20 protein-coding genes and 1 pseudogene are annotated in these 22231 nt (G+C 57.0%); 6 read left to right on the top strand and 15 right to left on the bottom strand.

Translation table 11 applies throughout. The features are described 5' to 3' along the window. Positions 1 to 45 precede the first annotated feature (45 nt). The 3 genes from GO608_RS00415 to GO608_RS00405 all read right to left on the bottom strand — a co-directional run bounded on the left by GO608_RS00415 (position 46) and on the right by GO608_RS00405 (position 2406). Positions 46 to 360 carry a hypothetical protein gene (locus GO608_RS00415; protein WP_169200555.1) on the bottom strand — a complete coding sequence of 105 codons (315 nt, stop codon included), beginning with the start codon at positions 358 to 360 and terminating at the stop codon, positions 46 to 48. A 122-nt stretch (positions 361 to 482) separates the two neighbouring features. Beyond that, positions 483 to 1748: an IS256-like element ISAzo34 family transposase gene (locus GO608_RS00410; RefSeq protein WP_169200659.1), complete on the bottom strand. Its 1266-nt coding sequence runs from the start codon at positions 1746 to 1748 to the stop codon at positions 483 to 485. An 82-nt stretch (positions 1749 to 1830) separates the two neighbouring features. Further along, the gene (locus tag GO608_RS00405) at positions 1831 to 2406 is read right to left on the bottom strand and encodes a hypothetical protein (protein ID WP_169200466.1); all 576 of its coding nucleotides are present in this window, start codon (positions 2404 to 2406) and stop codon (positions 1831 to 1833) included. A gap of 539 nt (positions 2407 to 2945) precedes the next feature. On the opposite strand from GO608_RS00405, the gene GO608_RS00400 reads away from it, so the two are divergent. The 3 genes from GO608_RS00400 (at position 2946) to GO608_RS00390 (ending at position 6978) form a co-directional block, all read left to right on the top strand. Continuing rightward, positions 2946 to 3971 carry an IS110 family RNA-guided transposase gene (locus tag GO608_RS00400; RefSeq protein WP_169200465.1) on the top strand — a complete coding sequence of 342 codons (1026 nt, stop codon included), beginning with the start codon at positions 2946 to 2948 and terminating at the stop codon, positions 3969 to 3971. 284 nt (positions 3972 to 4255) lie between these two features. Further along, the gene (locus tag GO608_RS00395; RefSeq protein WP_169200464.1) at positions 4256 to 4870 is read left to right on the top strand and encodes a tyrosine-type recombinase/integrase; all 615 of its coding nucleotides are present in this window, start codon (positions 4256 to 4258) and stop codon (positions 4868 to 4870) included. 344 nt (positions 4871 to 5214) lie between these two features. Beyond that, complete coding sequence (locus GO608_RS00390) at positions 5215 to 6978, top strand: AIPR family protein (protein ID WP_211159627.1); 1764 nt, start codon at positions 5215 to 5217, stop codon at positions 6976 to 6978. Positions 6979 to 7830: 852 nt separating this feature from the next. On the opposite strand, the gene GO608_RS00385 is transcribed toward GO608_RS00390, so the two are convergent. From GO608_RS00385 to GO608_RS00330, 12 genes and pseudogenes are all read right to left on the bottom strand, one after another. After that, positions 7831 to 8607, bottom strand: coding sequence for a hypothetical protein (locus GO608_RS00385; RefSeq protein WP_169200462.1), 777 nt, complete (start codon positions 8605 to 8607; stop codon positions 7831 to 7833). Positions 8608 to 8859: 252 nt separating this feature from the next. Beyond that, positions 8860 to 9285 (bottom strand): hypothetical protein, encoded by a 426-nt coding sequence (locus tag GO608_RS00380; RefSeq protein ID WP_169200461.1) that lies wholly within the window; start codon positions 9283 to 9285, stop codon positions 8860 to 8862. Beyond that, complete coding sequence (locus tag GO608_RS00375; RefSeq protein ID WP_169200460.1) at positions 9285 to 9770, bottom strand: hypothetical protein; 486 nt, start codon at positions 9768 to 9770, stop codon at positions 9285 to 9287. The genes GO608_RS00380 and GO608_RS00375 overlap by 1 nt, the downstream gene beginning before the upstream one ends. Positions 9771 to 10241: 471 nt before the next feature. Further along, entirely contained in the window at positions 10242 to 11120 is an 879-nt protein-coding gene (locus tag GO608_RS00370) for a DUF2971 domain-containing protein (RefSeq protein ID WP_169200459.1), read from the bottom strand. A gap of 367 nt (positions 11121 to 11487) precedes the next feature. Further along, positions 11488 to 12009 carry a hypothetical protein gene (locus GO608_RS00365; RefSeq protein ID WP_169200458.1) on the bottom strand — a complete coding sequence of 174 codons (522 nt, stop codon included), beginning with the start codon at positions 12007 to 12009 and terminating at the stop codon, positions 11488 to 11490. Between the two features lie 141 nt (positions 12010 to 12150). Beyond that, a complete protein-coding gene (locus GO608_RS00360) occupies positions 12151 to 13341 on the bottom strand; it encodes a hypothetical protein (protein WP_247002705.1) in 1191 nt (396 codons plus the stop codon). A 48-nt stretch (positions 13342 to 13389) separates the two neighbouring features. Continuing rightward, the gene (locus tag GO608_RS00355) at positions 13390 to 13824 is read right to left on the bottom strand and encodes a hypothetical protein (RefSeq protein WP_169200457.1); all 435 of its coding nucleotides are present in this window, start codon (positions 13822 to 13824) and stop codon (positions 13390 to 13392) included. A gap of 332 nt (positions 13825 to 14156) precedes the next feature. Further along, positions 14157 to 14234, bottom strand: a pseudogene (locus tag GO608_RS00350) (tyrosine-type recombinase/integrase); the annotation flags it as partial. A gap of 114 nt (positions 14235 to 14348) precedes the next feature. Further along, positions 14349 to 15347, bottom strand: a complete 999-nt coding sequence (locus GO608_RS00345; protein ID WP_169200618.1) for a site-specific integrase — start codon at positions 15345 to 15347, stop codon at positions 14349 to 14351. Next, positions 15344 to 16282 carry a tyrosine-type recombinase/integrase gene (locus GO608_RS00340; RefSeq protein ID WP_169200619.1) on the bottom strand — a complete coding sequence of 313 codons (939 nt, stop codon included), beginning with the start codon at positions 16280 to 16282 and terminating at the stop codon, positions 15344 to 15346. The genes GO608_RS00345 and GO608_RS00340 overlap by 4 nt, the downstream gene beginning before the upstream one ends. Continuing rightward, entirely contained in the window at positions 16279 to 17526 is a 1248-nt protein-coding gene (locus GO608_RS00335; protein WP_169200620.1) for a site-specific integrase, read from the bottom strand. The genes GO608_RS00340 and GO608_RS00335 overlap by 4 nt, the downstream gene beginning before the upstream one ends. A 78-nt stretch (positions 17527 to 17604) precedes the next feature. Further along, positions 17605 to 18195, bottom strand: a complete 591-nt coding sequence (locus tag GO608_RS00330) for a tyrosine-type recombinase/integrase (RefSeq protein WP_169200531.1) — start codon at positions 18193 to 18195, stop codon at positions 17605 to 17607. Between the two features lie 90 nt (positions 18196 to 18285). On the opposite strand from GO608_RS00330, the gene GO608_RS00325 reads away from it, so the two are divergent. From GO608_RS00325 to GO608_RS00315, 3 genes are all read left to right on the top strand, one after another. Then, positions 18286 to 18840: a hypothetical protein gene (locus GO608_RS00325; protein ID WP_169200532.1), complete on the top strand. Its 555-nt coding sequence runs from the start codon at positions 18286 to 18288 to the stop codon at positions 18838 to 18840. A gap of 345 nt (positions 18841 to 19185) precedes the next feature. Further along, positions 19186 to 20400, top strand: coding sequence for a hypothetical protein (locus GO608_RS00320; protein WP_169200533.1), 1215 nt, complete (start codon positions 19186 to 19188; stop codon positions 20398 to 20400). A gap of 178 nt (positions 20401 to 20578) precedes the next feature. After that, positions 20579 to 21739, top strand: a complete 1161-nt coding sequence (locus GO608_RS00315) for an IS30 family transposase (RefSeq protein WP_169200534.1) — start codon at positions 20579 to 20581, stop codon at positions 21737 to 21739. Positions 21740 to 22231 lie beyond the last annotated feature (492 nt).

Raw genomic sequence — 22231 nt, 5'->3', positions numbered from 1 at the left:
AGAGCTAGGTCTGCGTGGCAGTGAAATAGAAGCCAATCGAAGACTTCAGATGTCCGCGTTGAGTTCATCGAGTCGATGACCAAAAGCCCCGAACTTGTGTACTTCCATGCCGAGGCGCTGTGCTTCGCGAAAGGCGCCTTGCCCGATGTTGTCCCAGTCGTTGTAGACAACGACCTTTGCGCTTGGCGCTTCAGCAGCTTCTCGAATCTCAGCTTCGCCAATGATGTAGTCGCTAGACATGTAAACCACAAAGGACCTGAGACTTGCGAGTCTTACGGTCGCCTTCTTGTCGCCATGCATATCGAAGGATTCGATGCGCTTCTTGTTCTTGTAGCGCATGAGAGAGTGAAACAGTGCCATTGATCCCTCGCTATAGAGATTGACGATGGTTCTCCGCAAGACCCGCGCGCAGCCCAGACCTGCCAGCCTTCACCGCCGAGCTAAAGTCAATTCTGGTGTATGGACCCGTCCGGCATGGCTGATCAGGCGGCGAGCCGCTGCTGTTCGTGCTCTTCGTCTTTCACGGGTTCGCCGTCCTTGAAGACGACGCCGCCCATCAGTTCGGCAATGCGCTCAACGCCGCGAATCCGCCGCCAGGATTTCTCGGCTTCCTGCACGAGCTTGAAGGCGAGACCGAGGAAGCTCGAGCGCGACACGCAGTTCTTCGTGCGGGTAGTGCGGTGACGCACGGTGGCGAAAGTCGACTCGATCGGGTTGGTCGTGCGCAGGTGAATCCAGTGCTCGGCCGGGAAGTCGTAGAAGGCGAGCAGCGCGTCGCGATCCCTGACGAGCTTGTCGGCCGCCTTCGGGTACTTCGCCTGGTAGCTCTCGACGAAGCGCTCGAAGGCGCTCACGGCCGCGGCGCGCGTCGGGGCCATCCAGATCTCGTGGAGCTGCGCCTTCGCCTTGGCCTGCAGGCTCTTGGGCAGCGCGTTGAGCACGTTGGCGCTCTTGTGCACCCAGCAGCGCTGCCGGCGGGTTTCGGGGTAGAGCTCGTCGAGCGCCCCCCAGAAGCCCAGCGCCCCGTCGCCTACTGCCAGGCGCGGACCGACTTCGAGGCCACGAGCCTTGAGGTCGCGCAGCAACTCGAGCCAGGACGCCTTCGATTCGCGGTGCCCGTCGCCGATCGTGACCAGTTCCTTGGTGCCGTCGAGCCGCACGCCGATGACGACCAGCAGACACTGGCGGGCATCGTCCTCGCCGCGCAGGCTGGTGTGCACGCCGTCGGCCCACCAATAGACGTAGCGGCTGCCGGACAAATCCCGCTTCATCCAGCCGGCGTAGTCGCTCGCCCACTCGGCCTTCAGGCGGCTCACCACGTTGGGGGAGAGGCCCTTGGCCTCATCGCCGAGCAGCACGGTGAGCGCCTCGCGCATGTCGCCCGTCGAGATGCCCTTCAGGTACAGCCACGGCAACGCCGCCGACACCCGCGCCGAGCGGCGAACATACGGCGGCACCAAGGCGGAATTGAACTTCACCCCAGCGCCCGAGCGGTCACGCACCTTGGGTACCCGCACCTCGACGTTGCCGACCGCCGTGAGCACCTCGCGTGCCGGCAGGTAGCCATTTCTGACCACCGCTCGGCTCCCGCCCAGCATCCGCACGTTCTCGTACTCGGCCAACAACTGCTGCACCTCCACTTCAATCGCCCGCTCGATGAGATCCCGCGCGCCGCGCCGGATCAGCTCCTCCAGCGACAGCCCCACTTCCGATTGCTCAACCGACTGCTCACTCGTATCCTTCTTCAAGGCGCGCCTCCGTGGTTGCTGAAAATTTGGTCTCGACAACTCAATTCTCAGCAGAGGCACGCCGCCTCATCAAGCCCTTCTATCAGGATCTGGTCATACACCAGTCTTGACTATATCTCTTCACCGCCTCAAAGAAATCTTTTGGAAATGGGAACAGCCGGTACGCCTCGTAGGCACTCTGCTTAAAAACTTGGTACGCATGAGCATGCGTTAGGAATTCAAGATAGATTGCCTCATCATCGGACTCGGCGAGATAGTGCAGATTTGCCTGAATGATTTCGCATATCCGGTTGTTGTTGGGAACGACAACTTCGTTGGAGAGCTTCTGCCAGACCTCTGCGGTCTCCTCGTCATTGAACTTCTGCTCTCCTCGCGCGGGCGACGTTGGGCCGATTCTCTCGAAGATCGATTTGTTGGCCGCGAGAAGCGTGTAGACGGGGTCGTAAAAGCTGGTCAGCTGCTTCAGCCGGTACTCGCGGGCTTCCTTACTGAGGTTTGTGGAATCCGTTAGGCGCGCTGCCAACTTTGCTTGAGAACGCGAGGCGGCAACTGAGATGATGACGCTCACTATGGAGACGAGCGCAGCAAGGCTGGCGGCAATGAGCGTAGCCCACCCTTTGTCAAGAGAGGCAAGGATTGAGGTGAGTGAGGTCGGCATTGATGACGTCTAACTTTGTTTTCTGGCGACAGTTCAGCCGCATAACATCGGAATGCCGGATAGCATGTCCTGCAAGTTACTGTTTAGATATAGGAACCACGCGTAAGGCAAGATAACAAGACAGGAATGGCAGGAGCCAAGAGCTTAGTAGGCTCATGCGGCCCAGCTGGCGCATGGGCAGAGAGCATACCGCCGCGCCCGGATGACCGCTATCCGGATTGGGTGGCTAGGGACGGCTCATGGCCGGCAGCACGAGTTGGCGGCTCTCCCTGTAAGCGGTCGGCCGCTCGGCGGTGAACAATCAGATTCCGATCGACAGCAAAGGAGAATGGAATGGACGCCTCCCGCCTCGTGAGCGCTGAAACCGAGTTACCCACCGCGCCGGTCGCCTTCGGTGATAGAGGGACCTGCGGCGCCCGGCGCCGTGGATAACTCTGCGCCGGTAGTCGAATGAGAGGCGGACCCTCACGGGCCGACGGCATCGAAGTGCCCAAGGTGGAAGATACGAAGATCTTCACAGGCAAACCGGAGGGTCCGAAATGAATGCTAGCAAAAGCGTGGTCGGCATCGACATTGCCAAGCGGGTGTTCCAGTTGCACTGGATCGACGTGGAAACGGGAGAGATCGTGAGTTTGCCGCTCAAGCGCGAGAAGTTTCTCGAGCACTTTGCCAACCGGCAGCCGTGCCTGATCGGCATGGAGGCCTGCGGTGGGGCGCAGCACTGGGCGCGCAAGCTCACGGCGCTAGGGCACCAGGTCAAGCTTCTTCCTGGCAAGGCGGTCAAGCCGTTCGTGACGGGCAACAAGAACGACCGCCACGATGCACGGGCGATCTGGACGGCGGTGCAGCAGCCGCACATCAAGGCCGTCGCCATCAAGACCGAGGAACAGCAAGCGGTCCTGGCGCTGCACCGCATGCGCAGCCAACTGGTCAAGTTTCGCACCGCCCAGATCAACGGCCTGCGTGGATTGCTGACCGAATACGGCGAAGTCATGCCGCAAGGAAAAGCTGCCGTCAGGCAGGGCGTCACGCAAGCCGTGGCACGACTGTCCGATCGCCTACCGGCAATCGTCATCGACACCCTGCGCGAGCAGTGGGCGCGCATCGAGAAGATGGATGCCGAGATCGCCACGATCGAGCGGCGTATCAAAGACTGGCTCAAGCAGGACGATGCCTGCAAACGGCTTGCCGAAATTCCAGGCGTCGGCCCCCTGACCGCTACGGCTGCGATCGCCATCATGGGCGATGCCAGGGCGTTCAAGTCCGGGCGGGAATTTGCCGCCTTTGCCGGCTTGGTGCCACGACAGACGGGCACGGGCGGGCGTATCAAGCTCTTGGGCATCAGCAAGCGGGGCGACACCTATCTGCGCACGCTGCTCATCCACGGCGCTCGGGCAGTGCTCACGACAGCGAAGGATCCGGGCGCTTGGGCAGATGAATTACGCCAACGGCGACCGCTCAACGTAGCGATCGTGGCCTTGGCCAACAAGATGGCGCGCACGATCTGGGCGATGCTCGCTCACGAGCGGACGTACCAAAAGGGATTCGTCAGTCAGCCGGCATAGGCGACTGACGGGGGTATCAACCACTTTGATAAGGAGTGGCCGCCGTAAAGGTTGCGCAAGGTCGATTACCGTGTGATGGCAAACAGGTCAGACCGTGACCCGCCAAGCCTGAATGGCAGACAGGACTTCGAGTCCTCCAGGAGAATGAGGCGCGGGTCAGCGGATTCCATCAGGGCCAGCAGGCAAACCAGTCTGCACCATAGGCCGGATATAGAACTGCAGCCGATCTGTTCCAACACATCAAAACCGACTTTGGCAAACGGGAGGCGTCCATATAGTCTGACATGGAATCCTACGAGCGTCGGGAGCCCTGGAACAAGGGAAAGCTGGTGGGTCAGAAGGCGCCGCTCAAGCCCAAGGACATCTGGGCGATCCGCATCCACCTACAGAACGCGCATCAAGTGCGGGATCTGGCGCTGTTCAACCTCGCCATCGACAGCAAACTACGCGGATGTGACCTCGTCGCCCTGCGCGTTCGTGACGTGACGCATGGCAACCAAGTGCTGTCCCGCACGGCGGTCGTCCAGAAAAAGACGCAGCGGCCGGTCCAGTTCGAACTGACTGAGCCGACGCGAGCTGCAGTGGCGACATGGATCGAGAGGGCAAAGCTAAAGCCGGAGGACTTCCTCTTTCCCAGCAGGCTGCACCGTTCGCCGCACGTCTCCACCCGCCAGTATGCGAGGATCGTCGAACAATGGGTGACAGCGGCCGGCCTGGATCCATCCGCCTACGGCACGCATTCCATGCGACGGACGAAGGCGACCCTGATCTACAAGCGGACGAAGAACTTGCGGGCGGTTCAACTCCTACTGGGTCATTCCAAGCTGGCGTCCACAGTCCGATATCTTGGCATCGAGGTCGACGATGCCCTGGAGATCTCTGAGCAGATCGAAATCTGACCGTGGTTCGGCTGCTCGCCGAAAACCACTGAAGCGACGAGCGGCCGCTAACCGCCGGGAGGGTAGGATCGGCCAACGTCAGCCAGTCGCCCATCAGGCATAGCCGCCATTCAACCGGCGGCTCCACTCTGAAACCTATCGGGTAGCCGACTAAAATTCACCGGCCGACGCCGCGACTTGGCTATTACGCATCATCTAGCAGGTATTTCACCCCAGATGGACACTCGGGGCTACCTGGAAAGGTCCATGCGACTCACATTGATGTTCGCACGGTCGAATGAACCTCATTCAATCTTCATGCCATAATGAAGCGATGGAAAGAGTATTTTGGGGGAGGCAGAGGCGTGTACGAGCTGATCAAGCAGCAGATTGATTCGTCGGAATATTTTCGGCAGAGGTTTTCTAACGACGGCCAACGGTTCGTCGCTTGGTATCTGCGAAACATCCTTTTTCGCGACATGAACGAGACTCGCGACGATATCACCGATGGCGGAAACGATAAACAGATTGACGCCATCGTTATTGACGATGACAGATCGCTCGTTCACATTGTCCAAGGAAAGTTCATCCAGGGCGGCGTAGTGGACGCCGAACCGTTGCGCGAAGTCTTGTCGGCTTGGCTGCAGATCAAGGACTTGGCTCGCCTGCAAAACGTCGCTAATGCAAAGCTGCAAAGGAAACTCGCAGAACTCGCCGCGGCGCTGGATGAGGACTACGAGGTTTCCTTCGAGCTCATTACTACCGGAGTCCTTACGGACGCGGCCAAGCATGACTTGGAAGCGTTTCAACAGGAGCTTGCTCGACTCAGCGAAAAAGACGACTTTGACGCAACAATTCATGTCATCGACCCCGACGAGTTGCGGCGACGCTACGAGTACGCGGTCGAGACGGATAACCCGAGCCTCAACTACGATTTGCAGCTTAAGGGCAGCAAATTCATGTTCCACGAGGTCGCTGGGACACCTGTGGTGATCGCTGCGCTGCCACTAAGTGAGTGCGTCAAACTCCCAGGGATTAAGGACGGTACGTTATTTCAGAAGAATGTTCGTCAGAGCTTGGGATCGAGTAACGCGGTCAACAAGGGGATTCGAAGCACAATCCTCGGCGACAAACGCTCGGACTTCTTCTTCTTCCATAACGGAGTCACGGCGCTCTGCAACAAACTGACGTTGGAGGGGGAAACTCTTAGCCTCAAAGGGTTGAGCGTCGTCAATGGATGTCAATCGCTCAACACGATTTTGTCGTGTAGTGAAACGGTTAAGAAGGTCGATGACGCATTCATTCTTTTCCGTTTCTATGAAATCCCGCAACGTGAGCGCGCGGATAAGATTTCGATTTTCACCAACTCTCAGAGTGCGGTGAAGGCGAGAGATCTCCGTAGCAACGATAAGCGGGTGTTGTCGATCAAGAAGGCGTACGAGCTACGTTACCCGAACGGATATTTCAGTACAAAGCGAGGGGAGACTGCGCCGGCAGAGAAAGACCCCGCCTATGTCGTCGACCTCTCTGGATTCGCCAAGAACTTGGTCGCCTGGCACACGCAACGCCCCAACCTCTCATATGGGGAAACGAAGATTTTTGATAAGTACTTCGAGACCCTGTTTAAGAACAAGGACTACCAGCCAGAGAACGTTTTTTCCCTCAGCAGCTGGATGAGCAAGGTGCTCGAAAACTGGGTTACCACCAACCCCCTGAACTTCAATGAGACGTTGCTGGCGATGAAGGCGTACGCACCGTACCATCATCTCTACGCGATAGGTATGTGCTTCTCGATTGCCAACAATCAGTCTGAGCGCGTGCCGAGTCCGAGCAGGTCCTACCAAGCTGCAGCTAAAGCAGGGATGATCGACGAGATTGTGAGGGTTGCGGGCACGAGTCTAAACATGGCTCTCGAAGCGGCCGCGAACGAACCACAACCGGCCAACCGCGTTTTTAGCCCGCAGAACTGGGTTAAGACAAAGGGATGCCTTGCTGGGATCAACGGCGCCATTCGAAACTACTTCAACATGTTGCCCATGATGCCGGGCGGAGCTGAGATCAAGAACAAGCTCAGTGAAGCGACGGCGCTAAAGGTGGAGGACTTCGAATACCGCTGGTCTGCCGATTGACGGCGAGGGATACCCTACTTCAAGCCCAAAGCCATAACCTACGTCGCCGTTGATTAATTTGTTCATGGCTTGGGGCTCCTTTGGCTCAGTTGCATGCCACGCGTAGGTCGCCTGGCTGTTCTTGGAGCGAACTAGCCGTCCGAATGGCGGCTGTGTCGAATCGACGACCGGCTGGTCGCACTCCGCGTTCGGTCTGCAGTCGGGTCCGGCTGTAGCCCGACGTGACAAGCGGTCAATGAGCTCCCTCAGCAGCTGACCGGCAAGTGACCGTCGCATTGCCGCCCGACACGGACCATCAGGCCAACGGCCGGTCAGGCCGATGACTTGTCTGACTCCGAAGACAGGCAGCCGACCGGTCCAGGATCGGTTACCCGCCATTCGCGTTGGCCGAAATTTCTCAGCCGCTATGTCTCTTGATGGCCGAAATGCATCGGTGAGCCGCCGTAGGTCTGGAAGTTGGCCTCAGCGACCGCTTGGCCCGCCTGGCTACAGCCGGACTCGACCCAATGGCGTCATTGACGTTAAAGGAAAGCTGACGTTCAACGTCACGATGAGGGGCGGGGGCAACGGCCGGGCCGCCTTGTCGTTGGGCCTCGTCTCAACCAAGGTGTTAGCGACGCCCCGAAGTGGCTCACAAGGATTTTTCAATTGCCGCAACGATCTTGACATGCCCCGGCTGCTGCGAATTGCAAACTTTGAGACTGCTGTGCCACGAGTCTATTACCCGCTCCCTTCTGGACAGAATCTATAGCGAGTATCGAAGTCTATCCTGATGCGCGTCAAGAATGGCTATGAGCGACGGGGCGCCATCATTACAACACTGCTTGTCATTGAAATACGTTAGGCAGGAACTCAGTTGTGCCGACTATCGTCCTCGGACGAGTGAGCCAAATCCAAGACAGCTTTGAAGAAGTTAGCATCGCCAACTCGACATGAACTGCCTTCGTACTCTTGAACCATCGGAACCATCGTTTTCACGAAGAAGCTGGTTATGAATGGACTGTAAGTTTGCATGTAGTCTATTGAATCCAGAAACGCCTGCTTTTGAAAGTCCACCGTCTGGCCGGTTTGCAACTGAAGTGATTTAAACACAGCAAAGACATGATCGTAGATCTCTCTTTTTACGATGCCTTGCAGGTACATTCCCGCGACTGCCGCCCGTCTCGCATAACCATAAGCCATCTGAACTTCGGGCGTGCTCTGCATGATCTCCTCGCACGACTTGCCAAGATCATCGTTGATATCCCAGAACAAATACCCGCTCTTTGTCTGTTTTGGTACGACATCAATCAACTTTGGAGCATCTTTTCGTCGAAGTCGCTTGAAAAAGCCAACTTGGTTAAGCGCCTCTACCTCAGCCATTATCTGGCTAAACGGAGTAGACGGTCGTATGGTGAACCACCAAGTTCCGCGATCGCTAAAGCCCGTCTCGGCACCTTCAAATAAATAGTCGTCCTGAAAGGGGTTTTCGCCTTTTCTCCAAGGGGCAAGCGGAAGAACCTCGCCCTGCTCGGGAATCTCTACGAGACCCTGATATGTATCGTTCTGGTAGAGAACCCGAAGAGTGTGAAACGTCTCTGAGTCAACTACAGTGAATCCTGTCTTGGTGGCGTTGTAATTTTTTGTCATGCTTTCCCGTAAAAGTATTATGTTATTTCTTTGAGAGTTTTCTTCGACTGAGGAAAGCGCCGCTATGAGTGTGGAACAACATACGTATCCGGAGGCTTGGTAAAAAATCCTCGCTGTTGGGGGGGCGTATGCAGAGGCACACGAACCTGGCGCTTCGCATCAACAGAGGAATCTGAGGCTGAGTTGGCTATTTTGCGTCGGCTAACGAATTGATTTCGCCGGCGGCCGAAGCCCTTCCGGTGTAGCGAGAGGTTAGTCATTATTGGGATCGATTCCAGCACTGCCGATGAAGTAGAAGTCGCGATCAGCGCATATTCGCTCGAGTTGTCTCATGTTGGCCGGCTCAAGTCGATATAAAGACATACCGTTGAACGAGTCGCCGCGCTGACCTGAATAGCGTGATTTCCGATCTAACGCGATTGCCTTGAAGTAAAACGTTCCGTTATGGCCTGCATCTACCATATATGCCCTGCCATTTTCTGAACGACGTAGTTCAAGGCTCATAGTTTGCCGATCTTGTCTCGCTAGAAACTTAAAGTTCGGCCCGAGCATTCCTCGTCGGTTAATAGCCTCTACAACGAAAAGTCCTGGTGAATAGTAGTTTTCGGGCAGCTCATTTGCGAAAAGAAATAGCTCAGGGTCGTGGGGGCTACGGCAAAGATAGAAGACAGAACGCATCAAACCTTCTTCCGATTGACAGCTGAGCCGTTTAGAAGAGACTCGGCCTTCTCACTTTCAAACTTGTATTGCTCGGCGTCGACTCGAGTTGTACCGACAATCGGCGACGACACGACGTTTCCTTTGAACGTGTGGGTGCGCGTCGCTCCCGCACTCTTGATCTCGTCTCTGTGTTTCAATGCATCGAGACGTGAAAGCAATAGTGGTTCCAAATCAAAAAAATTTCCATCGTCGATCTCAACATGGACCACGGCTCCATTAAGACCATGTCGATTTGCGGCCCAAGACTTTGCTACCCAGAGATATTCCCCTGTGTAGAAGCCCATGCCGAGCTCTCCGCCACCGACTCGGATATCGACCTTTCCATCAACTAGGTCGTCGGCGGTTGCGTCGATCGTGCCGTGATAGCAGTCAATAGGCATATGTGGAATAGCGAACCTTGTCTTTGGAGGCAGTACTGAAGCATAACATTCGGTCTGCTGCATAGCATCGAGCCCGTCCGGAAGTCACAACCAGCTTGCCTGCGTGTAACGAACGGGGAATCCTGTAGCTACTTGAATTCATAACACCCTATGAATTGCGGCACCCAACGGCTCCGTCATTAGCATGACAGCTTAATGACAGAATAAACCTATGTCCACCGGGTACGAACGCACACCGCTTTCGTCCGTCTTGTCGCCGGCGCCCGATGCTGCCTACGAGAGCCGCACACCCCACCTGGGCTCCGACGGGCCGCTTTCCTTCAGTACGCACGAAAGTCCGCTCATGGCCGGGACTTCGCCTTCAGCCTGTAACAAGACCCCCCCCCCGACGTCCCCAACTTCGTTCAAACCGCAGCTCTGACCTTCGCCGACGGGTCGGGCTCGACCCAAAGCCGACCTAGGCTCCGAGTCAGAGCTGACGCCCGAGGCGCAAAGCCGTCTGCGACATCATCGAGCTACAGTAGAGTAGCTACGTCACCAACTATTGAATGGCAGAGGCGAGGTCTTCACCTCAACTTCACTGAGCCCGAAGGAGGCCAGTAACATCTTTACGGATGATTCACAGCGCCTCTGGTTCGGATTTGGGCCAATGATGACTTCGCGTAAAGCGGATTCTGCAGGTTCAGAAAGGACTTCTAACTCGACGTATGGAGCCAAGTAGGACGAAGCAGTGCGAAATTTAGTGGGCTCTTCCGGATGTCTGGCTACGATGCGCCACTCTGCCTCCTCATGAAAGCCTTGGTTCTTAAAAAGCGGCGCAATCTCGGTGATTTCGGCGCAGAGCCGCTCTATAGCGGCGTCAGCCTGGGGTTTTTCTGACCCTTCTGATGTCCGGAGCCGATAGTTGATCTCCGCGTCCACCTTGCTCTTTGAGTCAAGATTTTCAAAGTCGCATCTAGTCAAGCGAGGCTTTGGAAATCCTTCAAAGCACTTGCTCACAAGATCCTCAACCTGCTGAATCTGTTCCCTGTGCTCATAAATACACTGTTCCAGCCTGTACCCTTTGCCTTGGCAGAAAGTCCTTAGCTGATCAACATCGAACCCCAAGCAAAGGCCAGCGCCGGCCGGGCAGTAGCCGCGCCATTGACTAAGAAGGTCGGCCTTCTCGCTAAAGGAGGCAACGTAAAGTTCATCAGCGGAGACTGCTTCAAGGCCGTGACGGACTGCCCATCCAAACGCTGCGAGATAATCATCCTCCATGAAGATGCCGCCAGCCAGCTGCTTCGCAAACGATAAGCCGTGGAAGAACTCGCTCGCGTCGTTCAAATAGGACGCGTGTGTCGCCCAGATGCGGCGACTGCTTAGGATTCCAAGGATGCCGTTTAGGCTCGTGTAGTGGTAGAGGAAATTCATTGTGTGTAGATCAATTGAACATCGCGGTTAGCTTCATGCCAAGGCTCAGCGCTGCGCCTTACTAATTCAAAGTCGTTCTGTCGCCAAAATTCGCGGCCACGAAAGTGCTGAAGCGGCACGCGCCGCCAAGCTTTTCCTACCCAGAAGTCCACGCTGCTTCTGTGCGGTTTCAGGCCGTGCACCGGCACTGCGGTAGATATCGGCGAGACCGACCGGCTCTGGCCACGCGCTCGGCAGCACACGACCCTTGGCGGTCAGTCGGTAAAGCTCGAAGCAGACGCTCAACGACGGCCTTCAGCCGACGGCAAAAGGCGCAGCATTTTGGCGGTCGGCTGCAAGCACTGGATGGGCAGGATTGCGCAGATCATCAGAACGGGATGTCTTGCTCTGATCTTGAATCTGCAGCCCTGCTTGAGGCCACATCAGAAAGCAGCCGTTCTACCTGCTTCGGCGAAAGACGGCGTTTTCGCCGCGGCGGCAGAGCTGACGGATATAGATACGGGGAGAGCACTTTCATTAACGGTCCGCGAAGGGCTTCAACATCCAGAGCAAGCTCTGCACACGAAGAGTTATAGGGTTTGCCTCTAGTCACCGGCTCTGATTCAACTGCGAACTCGTAGAGCACGCCGAACATTGAGTCAAGAACCGCCTGAACTTCGTTACCAAAGAGAAAAGGCGCCTCTCCCACTGACGACGCCCACGAGAAGACATCTTCGGTCGTTAAGGAATCGCCAACTCTCACACGATCAAGGACCCTCATCGCAACCTTGAATATCGCCAGCCGACGGTCGTACAAGACCATTGCTCTCTCGTCTCTCTGAATCCGGTACTGTTGATACGCGATATAGGTCGTCGTAATGGCGACGACGGGAGTGAGCAGCGCTTGCATTAGTTCAATCATGGCAGGCTGACATCCAAGCACAACGCCTGTGTTCAGCGGCACTTGAGACGATGCCTGCTTTTGCGATAGCAAAAGTGGGCGGCGGGTCAAGTGTCCGCTGCAACACGTTGTTGGACGACAATTCCACGGTTACCAATCCATGTTCGCCGAGCGATCCCATTCGCCCACAAGGTGCTCCGCCAAACTTTCCATTTCTTCGCATGATTGCATGGCCCTGGCGTACGTGCCGTCGGCAGCCATCGTCATAATGACCGGCAGGCTGGTTCGCTGAAGGTAAATTCTTGCAGGCTCGCGCTCGTCCGCCCATAGAAATTCCATGAAGCTCAATATGGTCTTTATAGCTTCGGGATCTTCCACTGTTAAAGGTCCGGTGAGAGCGAACTTTTGCGTTCCGCGCATGTGCGGCAACAGTACCGGAGCCGCTCCCGCTCCAGAGTGAAAGGTAAATGCCTCACCTTGTTTCCCAAACGAACCATGAGCAACGAAGTTCCTGTGCTGTCTCCTGATTTCGGTCAGATCATCATAGAAGCGCTTCGCCGTCGAATCCTTTAAATCAAAGACCGCCTTGAACTTAGTAGCCCAATCTGCGCCAGCAAGTGATGCGACTTCATTTCCCGTGGCAATTTTCCCCTGAAGTATGGCGAGATGAATGAATACGTGTTCAGTGAAGCTGAAGAACGCATCGATTACCGCACCGGCCAGCCAAGTAGCTCTTTCCGTTAGCATGTAGGGCTCGGAAGAGAAGGTATTACACCCTGACATCCACTCTTCGGGTGAAAGGTCTTTCCTCCGACCTTCCTCGCTGCGAATTGAATCGACAACGCTCTTATACTCGCTCAGGAAATATTTAAATCGCTCGCCAAGTTCATTTGTGTGGTTCTTGACGTTGAGCTTTGACTCGGCAACTGCCGTTTCGGCGCGCCATTCAAAATAGGGGCGCGCCACCTTGACTGCCTTGTGAATTCGTACCGCAACCTCTGCCGCGGCCTTTTCATGCGCCGCAGGGTCTTCGACAAAGATTCCAAGTCCGAACTTTCGGTGCTCAATGAGAAAAGCCTTGCCGTTGTAGTCAATCGGCACAGACCAGGCCAGCTTCTCGAACCGCCCCAGGTTTCTGAACTCCAGCAGATCAACCAGCAAAAAGTACACCAGATAGTACGGAGGCAGCCCTCGTCCTGCGTCTGTGCGCTGTGATGAAAAAAGCAGGTTTTTCGGAGCGGCAGTCGTTTCGCCGGCAGGACGGATTGGCTGAAGCGCCCTTTTCGCGGCAACCCTAACGCCTTCGAGATGTTCTGGGAGGTTCAAGCTCTTGTCGTCCAACGCCTGAATTAAGCCGAACCGCGAAGCGGCTTCGGCTTGAATGAATTGTTAGCTGCGTGCCGGATTGATGGCAAACAGCAGTTGAGACACCTCGCTGTGCAAGAACTCCTTGTCCTTAATGCCGAGCGACTTGCGAATATCCATGCAGAAGCGTGTGAAAGCCAGAATCTCTTGCTCTGTCTCCAGTGTGGCACCCGCTGTCCAGAATGTGGCGAGCCGCCTAACCACGTGCTCCTCACCGAAGATGCAGATGCGGGCTTTTGTGTGAGTTAACCGAGCGAGCTGATCAAGTTCTCTCTGTTTGTTGCCCATGCGCTGAGCAGTGACAACTTCTGAGACGGCCTCGAGGAAGTCGATGTAGGCGGCATTGCGCGACTCCAAGAGGTGTTTCTCTTGATGTGACTGGCGGGCGAAATGGTTTTGCAGAAGCGCGCCGACCACTACGCCAAGGATAGACAGCAGTGCTGTTATTGCAGTTGCCACGTTGCTCCCCTTAGCAGCTAACTTTTGTTATCGGGAGACGGTTCTGCGCCATAACTCCGGCGGCTGCCTTTTAACTCGGCGTCCGAATGGAGTTGAAGTGCGCTTGCCGCCTGGGTTTCGTGGTCGGTTCATTATGTTCATGTCCCCCTAAATTTCGGCGAAAAGCAGCACCTCGGAATCTAGGTAGGTAGCATACACGCAGAGGGGTCCATTGGCTGCTTTTGGGGTGGCTCATCGAGTGACCGGTTGTGGCCGATCCTACCCTCCCGCCAGTGCGCCTGTTAGCGGCCGCTCGTCGCTTCAGTGGTTTTCGGCGAGCGGCCGAACCGCGCTCAGATCTCGATCTGCTCAGAGATCTCCAAAGCATCATCGACCTCAATGCCGAGATATCGGACCGTCGACTCCAGCCTATGTACTGCGGGACATAGGCTGGACTATCTCCCGCGCCGGACTATGTCCCGAAGCACGTGCAAACACCAATTGCCGGGCATCCACATGCACTTCGCGGGACATAGGTCGTTGCGCTATAAGCCCTTTAGGAATGCGAGTAGCGGATCATTGGGCCGGTACCGCCCGGGTTTGCCCTCTGGTGGTGTCGTCTTGTCGAGAACGGCCTGCTTCATCGCCAAATCGGCATCCAGATAGATCTGCGTCGTCTCGATCGACTCATGCCCGAGCCACATCGCGATCGTCGATTGCTCAACGCCCTCTTGCAGCAAGTCCATGGCAGTCGTGTGACGCAACACGTGTGGGCTCACACGTTTGAGGTTCAGTGACGAGCACTTCGCAGCGGCCGTTTTGACGTGTTTGTTGAGCAGGTAGTGCACGCCGTGAGAACTCAGATTGCCGCCACGTGCGTTGGGGAACAGAGGCTGGTCTTCGGTCAGCAGCGGCTCTCGTGCCCACGCGGCCAGTACAGCGCGCGTATTCTTGCTAAGTGGCGTGCACCGCTCCTTGCGTCCCTTGCCGATAACCCGAACGTGGGCGCCAACGCCGAGGTGCAGATCTTTATGCTGTAGGCTTGTCAGCTCCGACAGCCTCAACCCGGTCTGCACAGCCAGCAGCAGCAATGCGTGATCACGGCGACCCGACCAGCTTCGCTGATCTGGCGCGGCCAGCAGCGCGTCGACCTCCTGTCGGCTGAGGAATGGCACCAGTGCGCGCGTAAACCGCTTGGCCGGAATCGCCAGAACGCGCTGGATCTGCGCCGAGTGCGTCGGTGCCTCGAAGGCCGCAAAGCGGAAGAACGAGTGCACAGCCGTCAAGCGTAGGTTGCGCGTGCGGGCAGTGATGCCGCGTGCCTGCTCCATCTCATCAAGGAACGCCATAACCAGTGGGGCGTCAATGTCGTCCAGCGTCAGTGCCGAGGGCGCCTTGTGCAGGCGCTTCTGCACGAATTGCAGCAGCATCTTGAAGGTGTCCCGGTACGAGGCAATCGTGTGTGCGCTGGCCCGGCGCTGCTGCATCAGGCGCTGGGTGAAGAACCGCTCAAGGAGAACACCGAAGTTGGGTTGGCCACTCATGACGATTCTCCCCAGCGCCGCTCCAACCGGGCCATCGCTTGGGCCATCAACTCGGGATTGGCACTCAGGTACCAGTAGGTGCCGGATACGCAGACGTGCCCGAGGTAGGTCGACAGCAGCGGCATCTCGCGCCCAGGATCCTTGTCAGCCTGGTACCAACGCGTCAGCGTCTGAACGGCAAAGCAATGCCTGAAGTCGTGCAATCGCGGCCCCTTGCTCGCACCAACTGCGCGCAGGCCCGTGCTGCGAGACAGCGTGTAGAAGGTTCGATGGACATGGCCGCTGTCGAGCCGATTGCCTCGGCGCGTGACGAACAGATAGGTGGAGACCGGGTGGTGGAAGAACTGCGCGCGTCGCTCGATGTAATCGGCCAAGATCGCGTTGGTAGACGGATGAATCGGCACCAACCGCCACTGGCCGAACTTTGCGCCACGAATCGTTAGGACTGCCTGCTTGAGGTCGACGTCGGCAAGTTTGAGATTCAGCGCTTCGGACAGGCGCATACCCGTCACACTGAGCAGGCCGATCAGCCCGTGGAAAACCCATGGCCGCAGCGATGTCGACGGCCAGGCCACAGGAAGTTCCAACGCCGCATCCAACAGCCGCCTGATCTCATCCTCGGTGTACAGGTGTGGTCTGGCGCGCGTGGAGTGGTGTGGCAATAGGCCGAGCGGAGGTATCTCCGTGCGGCTGTCGGTGGCGCTGCGATGGCGGGCGAAGCCGCGCACGAAGCAAAGCCGTCGGGCCCACTCGGCGGGTTGTACCGATGCACATTGAGCCCACTCAACCGCTAGTCGGACGCTGATGTGCTCGGCGTACTGCTCTTCCATGAAGCTGACGAACCGCGGCAACAACAGCCCTTCGCAGTGCATCTTGTAGCCCAGACCCCGGCGCAGATCGATATATTCCTGCAAGGCTTCGCGCAAGGTGTTCATTGTGCACTTCCTGGCCAGGCCATGATCACGGTCCGCAGGGCGTCCAGATCCACCTTGGCGTAGATGCTGGTGGTCTGCGGGCTGCGGTGGCGCAGCACTTGGCCGATCTCGGGCAGCGAGGCGCCTTGCCGCAGCATGTGAGCGGCCAATGCATGTCGAAATTGATGCGAGCCACGATGTGGTGCATCGACCTTCGCCCGCTCAAGTGCGGAGCGCACGATCGAGCCCACGCCGTCCGATCCATCCAGCAGACCGCGGATCGGCGCCATGGAGCGAAGGAAGAGGTGCCGGTCCTCACAGGTCGGCCGGCCGTGCTGCAGATATGCGGCAATGGCACTGCCAACATCGGCGGGCAGTGGCAGTAGGCCCTGCCGCCCACCCTTGCCGTGAATGCGCAGTTGCGCCAGGTCCCAGTTGATGTCGTCCAGAGTCAGTCTGATGATCTCGCAAGCGCGTAGCCCGAGGCGCGCCAGAAGTAGCAGCACCGCACGATCACGTAGTCCAATCGCCGTCAATTGGTTGCAGCTGTCGATGGCACGCTGTGCGTGCTCGGCAGCGATTGCCTTCGGAATCGGCGGCGTAGTCGTCCAAGTAGCGACGGACGGTACGCTGGCGGCGAGACCGGCTGGGACATCGCCACGGAACGCGCAGAAGCGCAGGAAAGACCGCACTCCCTTAGCAACACCCTTCACAGCCGGAGGTGCCATGCGCTTCGACTCTTGTCGAATAAACTCGATAGAGTCGCTCGGGCGAAGATCATGCAGGCGGACATCGACTTGCCCGAAGCGCCAGACCAGAAACTGCCGGGCCAACCTGGTGTAGGTGTCAACGGTGGCCACCGCCAGTCCTTGGTTGCGTTGTAGGTGTTGCGCGAAGTCGGTGACGACGCGGTCGGCAGCCGTCGTACATGAAGCGGCGGAAGCGCAGAGCCCTCGCTCGCGTAGAAAGAGCAGCAGCAGTGTCAGCGCTTGTCGCTCCTGTCGGCGCGTCTCAGGGCGTCGTGAGCGGCGCCGAGCCCGACTGCGCTGGAATCGTTCGATGTCGTCGTCAGTCAGCGCCTCAACGTCTATGCCGCGTCCCTCGCACCATCGGGAAAAGGCCAATGCGTGCCTCGCTACGATGCAGGCGTAGCCAGCACAGTATTGCTGGCTGCCCAGCCAGGTGACGAATGAGCCGAGGTGCTCAGCAGACGTGCCACCGATCGCGCGAACCCGCGCATCGGCTATCTCATAGGAATGCTCCAAGATGATCTCCTCGCGGGCGGAATTGCCCGACAAAGAGGAAGACAATGTCCCGCGGAATCGTCGCCTGACCCTGGCAGATCAGGGCGTTAAGAAGGGACGATACATAGTCCGGCGCGGGAGATAGTCGAGCTTGGAATGGCCCAGCAGGAGTTGAACGGCCCGTAGGTTCTTCGTCCGCTTGTAGATCAGCGTCGCCTTCGTCCGCCGCATCGAATGAGTGCCGTAGGCGGATGGATCCAGCCCCGCCGCGGTCACCCATTGTTCGACGATCCTCGCGTACTGCCGTGTGAATACGTGCGGCGAGCGGTGCAGCCGACTTGGAAAGAGGAAGTCCTCCGGCTTCAGCTTTGCCTTCTCGATCCATGTCGCCACCGTGGTTCGCGTCGGCTCGGTCAGTTCGAACTGGACCGGCCGTTGCGTCTTTCTCTGGACGACCGCGGTGCGGGACAGCACTTGGCTGCCGTGGGTCACGTCACGAACGCGCAGGGCGACGAGGTCGCAGCCGCGCAGCTTGCTGTCGATGGCCAGATTGAACAGTGCCAGATCCCGCACTTGGTGGCCGTTCTGAAGGTGGATGCGGATCGCCCAGATGTCCTTAGGCTTGAGGGGCGCCTTCTGACCGACCAGCTTTCCCTTGTTCCAGGGTTCCCGATGCTCGTAGGATTCCATCATGGACTCCATTGCTGTTGATCGGAACCTGATTGTCGCCGGTCGGCAGCGCCTATTGCTCCCGGCCATTCCACGAGAGATTCGAGGCTGATGAACTACTCCGAAATCCTAATGCAACTGAAGGCTGCCTCCGCCTTCGACTTGTATCGGCTGCGCGCGGCGATCGATCGCACGCTCGACGAGCCGAATTGGATGTTTGCAGTCCAGTCGCGCCTGCGCGTCGGGCAGACCGTCGAGTACTTCGACCCGCAGACCAACGCTTCACATACCGGGCAGTTGCTGGAATTGCGGCGCAAGCAGGCGGTCGTGCTCGACAAGACGACCGGCCAGCGGTGGCTGATCTCCTATGCCGCTATCAATCTCGATGGGGCTGACGTCGACATTCGGGAACGGTCACGACAAGGACTCGGCCGCAACGAGGTCGCCGTCGGTGATCGGGTCGGTTTCGTCGCCCGCGACGACAAGGAGCGATGCGGCCGCATCATCCCCCTCAATGATAAGACCGTGACCCTGGAGTGCGATCAGCAGCAATGGCGAGTCTCGTACAGCCTACTTCATCGAGTGGTCGACTTGGATGCGAAGGTCGTCGAGGGAGTAGAGATACTCGGCCCGCCGGGGGGACGCACGGTATCGGGTAAGCGTTGAGGGACATCCGATTCGACGTGGCAGCGCGATCGCAGCCCTTCCAGACCCAACGGCAGCTTCCCCGCAGGGGCGTGTGGGCGCGCTGCCGGCCATGAGCGGTCCGTCGCTGTTACACTTCATCTGTTCGACATAGAAGTTTGCAGGTCCATCGAAGCTACTGTAATCCTCTGCCGAGTTTCGCGGTTGATTTAGGGCCATGTATAAATTGATATGCAAAAAAATGTTATATAAACAGGGTAATATCGACATATGATTTTCTGAGTTATAACGCACCCACCACTGATGAATCCGCACCTCCGCGGAAGAAAACACGTTAGCTCTATAAAGAATAAGGAACCAGCATCCATGTCTGTGGATTGGGCTGAAAGGCAAAGGCACACAAACCGCTTGGTTAGAGCTCTGGCTAATTACTTGTTCTCACAAAAAGCAGTCACTGCGCGGCAAATCTATGGGCTGTCGAAGCTGGCCTGGATTACCAATAGTTACGAAGGGGAATCCGCTGCATATATTGCAAGTACCAAAATCCCCGCATTAGGTGATGTGATAGGAGCGGACTTTTCAAATAGCTCTTTAAAGCAAGTGGCAGAAGTAATTTCAAGGCAATATGGAGATGCCTCCTTAGTCGACTTGGTTGTAGGTCATTCCGGGTTTACCAATTTCTACAAGGCCTATAGGAATAGTGTTTTACTGTGGATTGAAGCAAATATTGTTAAGTTAGTCCCTCTCTATAGGGCGGCCCACGCTGCTAATAGCGAAGAAGAAAGATTAAAAATTGTAAAATCAATGGCCGGATTGCCAGGCATACCCAAGGCGAATCACCCAGAGCAGTTGATGAAGCCAGAGTACTTTCTAACGCCCGCGTTCTTTATGCTTGATCCGGAAATCCGTTTCCCGCTAATTAACGGTAATGAGGGGGTTCAAAATCTACTCAATACACTCGAAGTCGCAGATTCTGGACTCGTGACGCAATACAGAGCGATGGTGGCACTATATGGGCAAGGAGGGATCGTAGATGCTGCTGACCTCGACCAAGTTGGTAGAGATCTTCCAGACTTTTTAAATACAAACAAGCGCAATGCTACCAAAAAGCTTCTTGAGCACAAGGGCACAGAATCTGATGGCGAGCTTCCGTTAAAAGATGAAGCTGATGTCGAGGCAATAAAGAAAGCAGGAACGATAACTCAGAGACGCGTACATAATCAGCTCACGAACAAGCTAAGAGTCTTGTTGACGAAATTCACTCTCCTTGAGGGGAGGAGTGAATCATGCATGTTTGACGTCCTCGTAAAGAACTATGATAGCGATAACAATGACTTGTTAATAGAGGTCAAAAGCTCCGTCGAATCAGCGCATGTAAGGATGGCTATCGGTCAACTGTTCGACTATTGGTACAAGTTAAAGGGCGACGAAGAACCCTACTTAGCCGTCCTGCTCCCGGAACGTCCCACGAAGGAAATGTCAATCTTTTTGGAATGGTTGGGTGTCGGGTTGATGTGGTTTCAAAATGAGCGGCTATGTACCACAAACAAATGGCTTAATCCTATAGCATGTTTGAGCTAACAATCGCATGCATTCGGACAACAAAAAAAGCCGCTCGTCCCTCGCTCTGCTTTTTGTTGCCGGTGATGCGGAACGTTGAGCGGCAGCTTACTTTCATAGTCACTGGCGCCTTTGGGTTGCGGATTCAACCGGTGGATGCAACACACTAGAGCCTGCGCGAGCAGGGGGAGTGTTGCAGATGAAGCAGAGACCCCGGATCTACTACACCGAGAGCCAGAAGGCGTTGATGTGGGAGCGTTGGAGGCAGGGTGATTCGCTCCAACAGATCGCGCAGCTCTTTGATCGAGGGCATTCGTCCGTCCAAGGGGTCTTGGCTGCGAGCGGCGGGATACAGCCGGCGCCAAGGTGCCGATCGCGTTTGGCGCTGACGCTTGCCGAACGCGAAGAGATCTCGCGGGGACTGGTTGCGGGGTGTTCGATCCGCTCGATCGCAACACGCCTGCGACGTGCCCCATCGACCGTCAGCCGCGAAATCAATCGCAATGACGACCAAGGGCGCTATCGGGCTAACTTGGCCGACCAAGCGGCGTGGGAGCGGGCGCGTCGTCCGAAGACCTGTAGACTCGTCGAGAACCGGACGCTGGCGCATGTTGTAACCAGCAAACTTCAGTTGCAGTGGTCGCCGGAGCAGATCGCCGGATGGCTGAAGCGTGTTTACCCGGGTAACGAGGACTACCAGGTGTCGCACGAGACCATCTATCGCAGCCTCTTCATTCAGGCGCGCGGGGCGCTGAAGAAGGAGTTGCTCGAGCACTTGCGTCGCACGCGCGCCATGCGCCGTTTGCGCCACCACACGCAGAAGACCGACAACCACGGGAAAATTCTTGACGCGGTGTCGATCAGCGAGCGACCCGCCACCGCCGAAGACCGGGCAGTGCCGGGACACTGGGAGGGTGACCTGCTGTGCGGCAGTGGCAACAGCCAGATTGCCACGCTCGTGGAGCGCCAGTCCCGTTACGTGATGCTGGTGAAGGTTGTCCGCAAGGACACGGAAACGGTCGTCAAAGCGTTGATCAAGCACGCCCGCAAATTGCCCCACGAGCTCTACCAATCACTGACGTGGGATCGGGGCAAGGAGATGGCCGATCACAAGCACTTCACGGTGGCAACCACCATCCAGGTCTATTTCTGCGACCCGCGCAATCCGTGGCAACGTGGAACGAATGAGAACACCAATGGACTATTGCGACAGTATTTCCCGAAGGGAACCGATCTATCTGGCTACTCGCAGGCCAAACTGAATGCCGTAGCGAGGCGATTGAACGAGCGACCACGGAAGACTCTCAATTACCAGACACCAGCGGAACGGTTTCACCGAGCTGTTGCATCCAACGGTTGAATCCGCAGTCGAAAGTTCGAGTTCATCGGTCGGGCAAGCGGTCATTGACCATGGGCGGGCGTGAGCGACGGGAATCCGGCGCATTGCCGCCCGATTCCGACCACGAGGCCAACGGCGGGTCAGGCCGAGGGGCCGCCTGTCAATTGCCGCTCTGGGTGACAGCTATGCTCAGGGACCTGCCATCGGACCATCCGAACGTCGAATGACAGCAGGGGGTCGCGAGGGTGAGTTCGCACTTCCGCAGAGGTGCCGTTGGGGCGCCCCCTGTGAAGGTAACACCTGACAGCCATCGCTGATCGGTTTGAGGGGCGGCTTCGCCCCCTTTTTCCTTATATTTTGAGAATGATAAAGGACGTTATCATTCATGAAACAGGGGATAAAGGGACGAGAAGGGAGGCGACGATGCCAGCCGAGATGGCAGGTTCAACGAGGCCGCGGGCGCATTGTGGCTAAAGTACCGCGCAACCTGTTCCTTGCCTACAATACCAATAT

It is taken from the genome of Aromatoleum buckelii, assembly GCF_012910785.2.
Lineage (GTDB): Bacteria > Pseudomonadota > Gammaproteobacteria > Burkholderiales > Rhodocyclaceae > Aromatoleum > Aromatoleum buckelii.
This window is presented reverse-complemented; position numbering and strand designations above follow the sequence as displayed.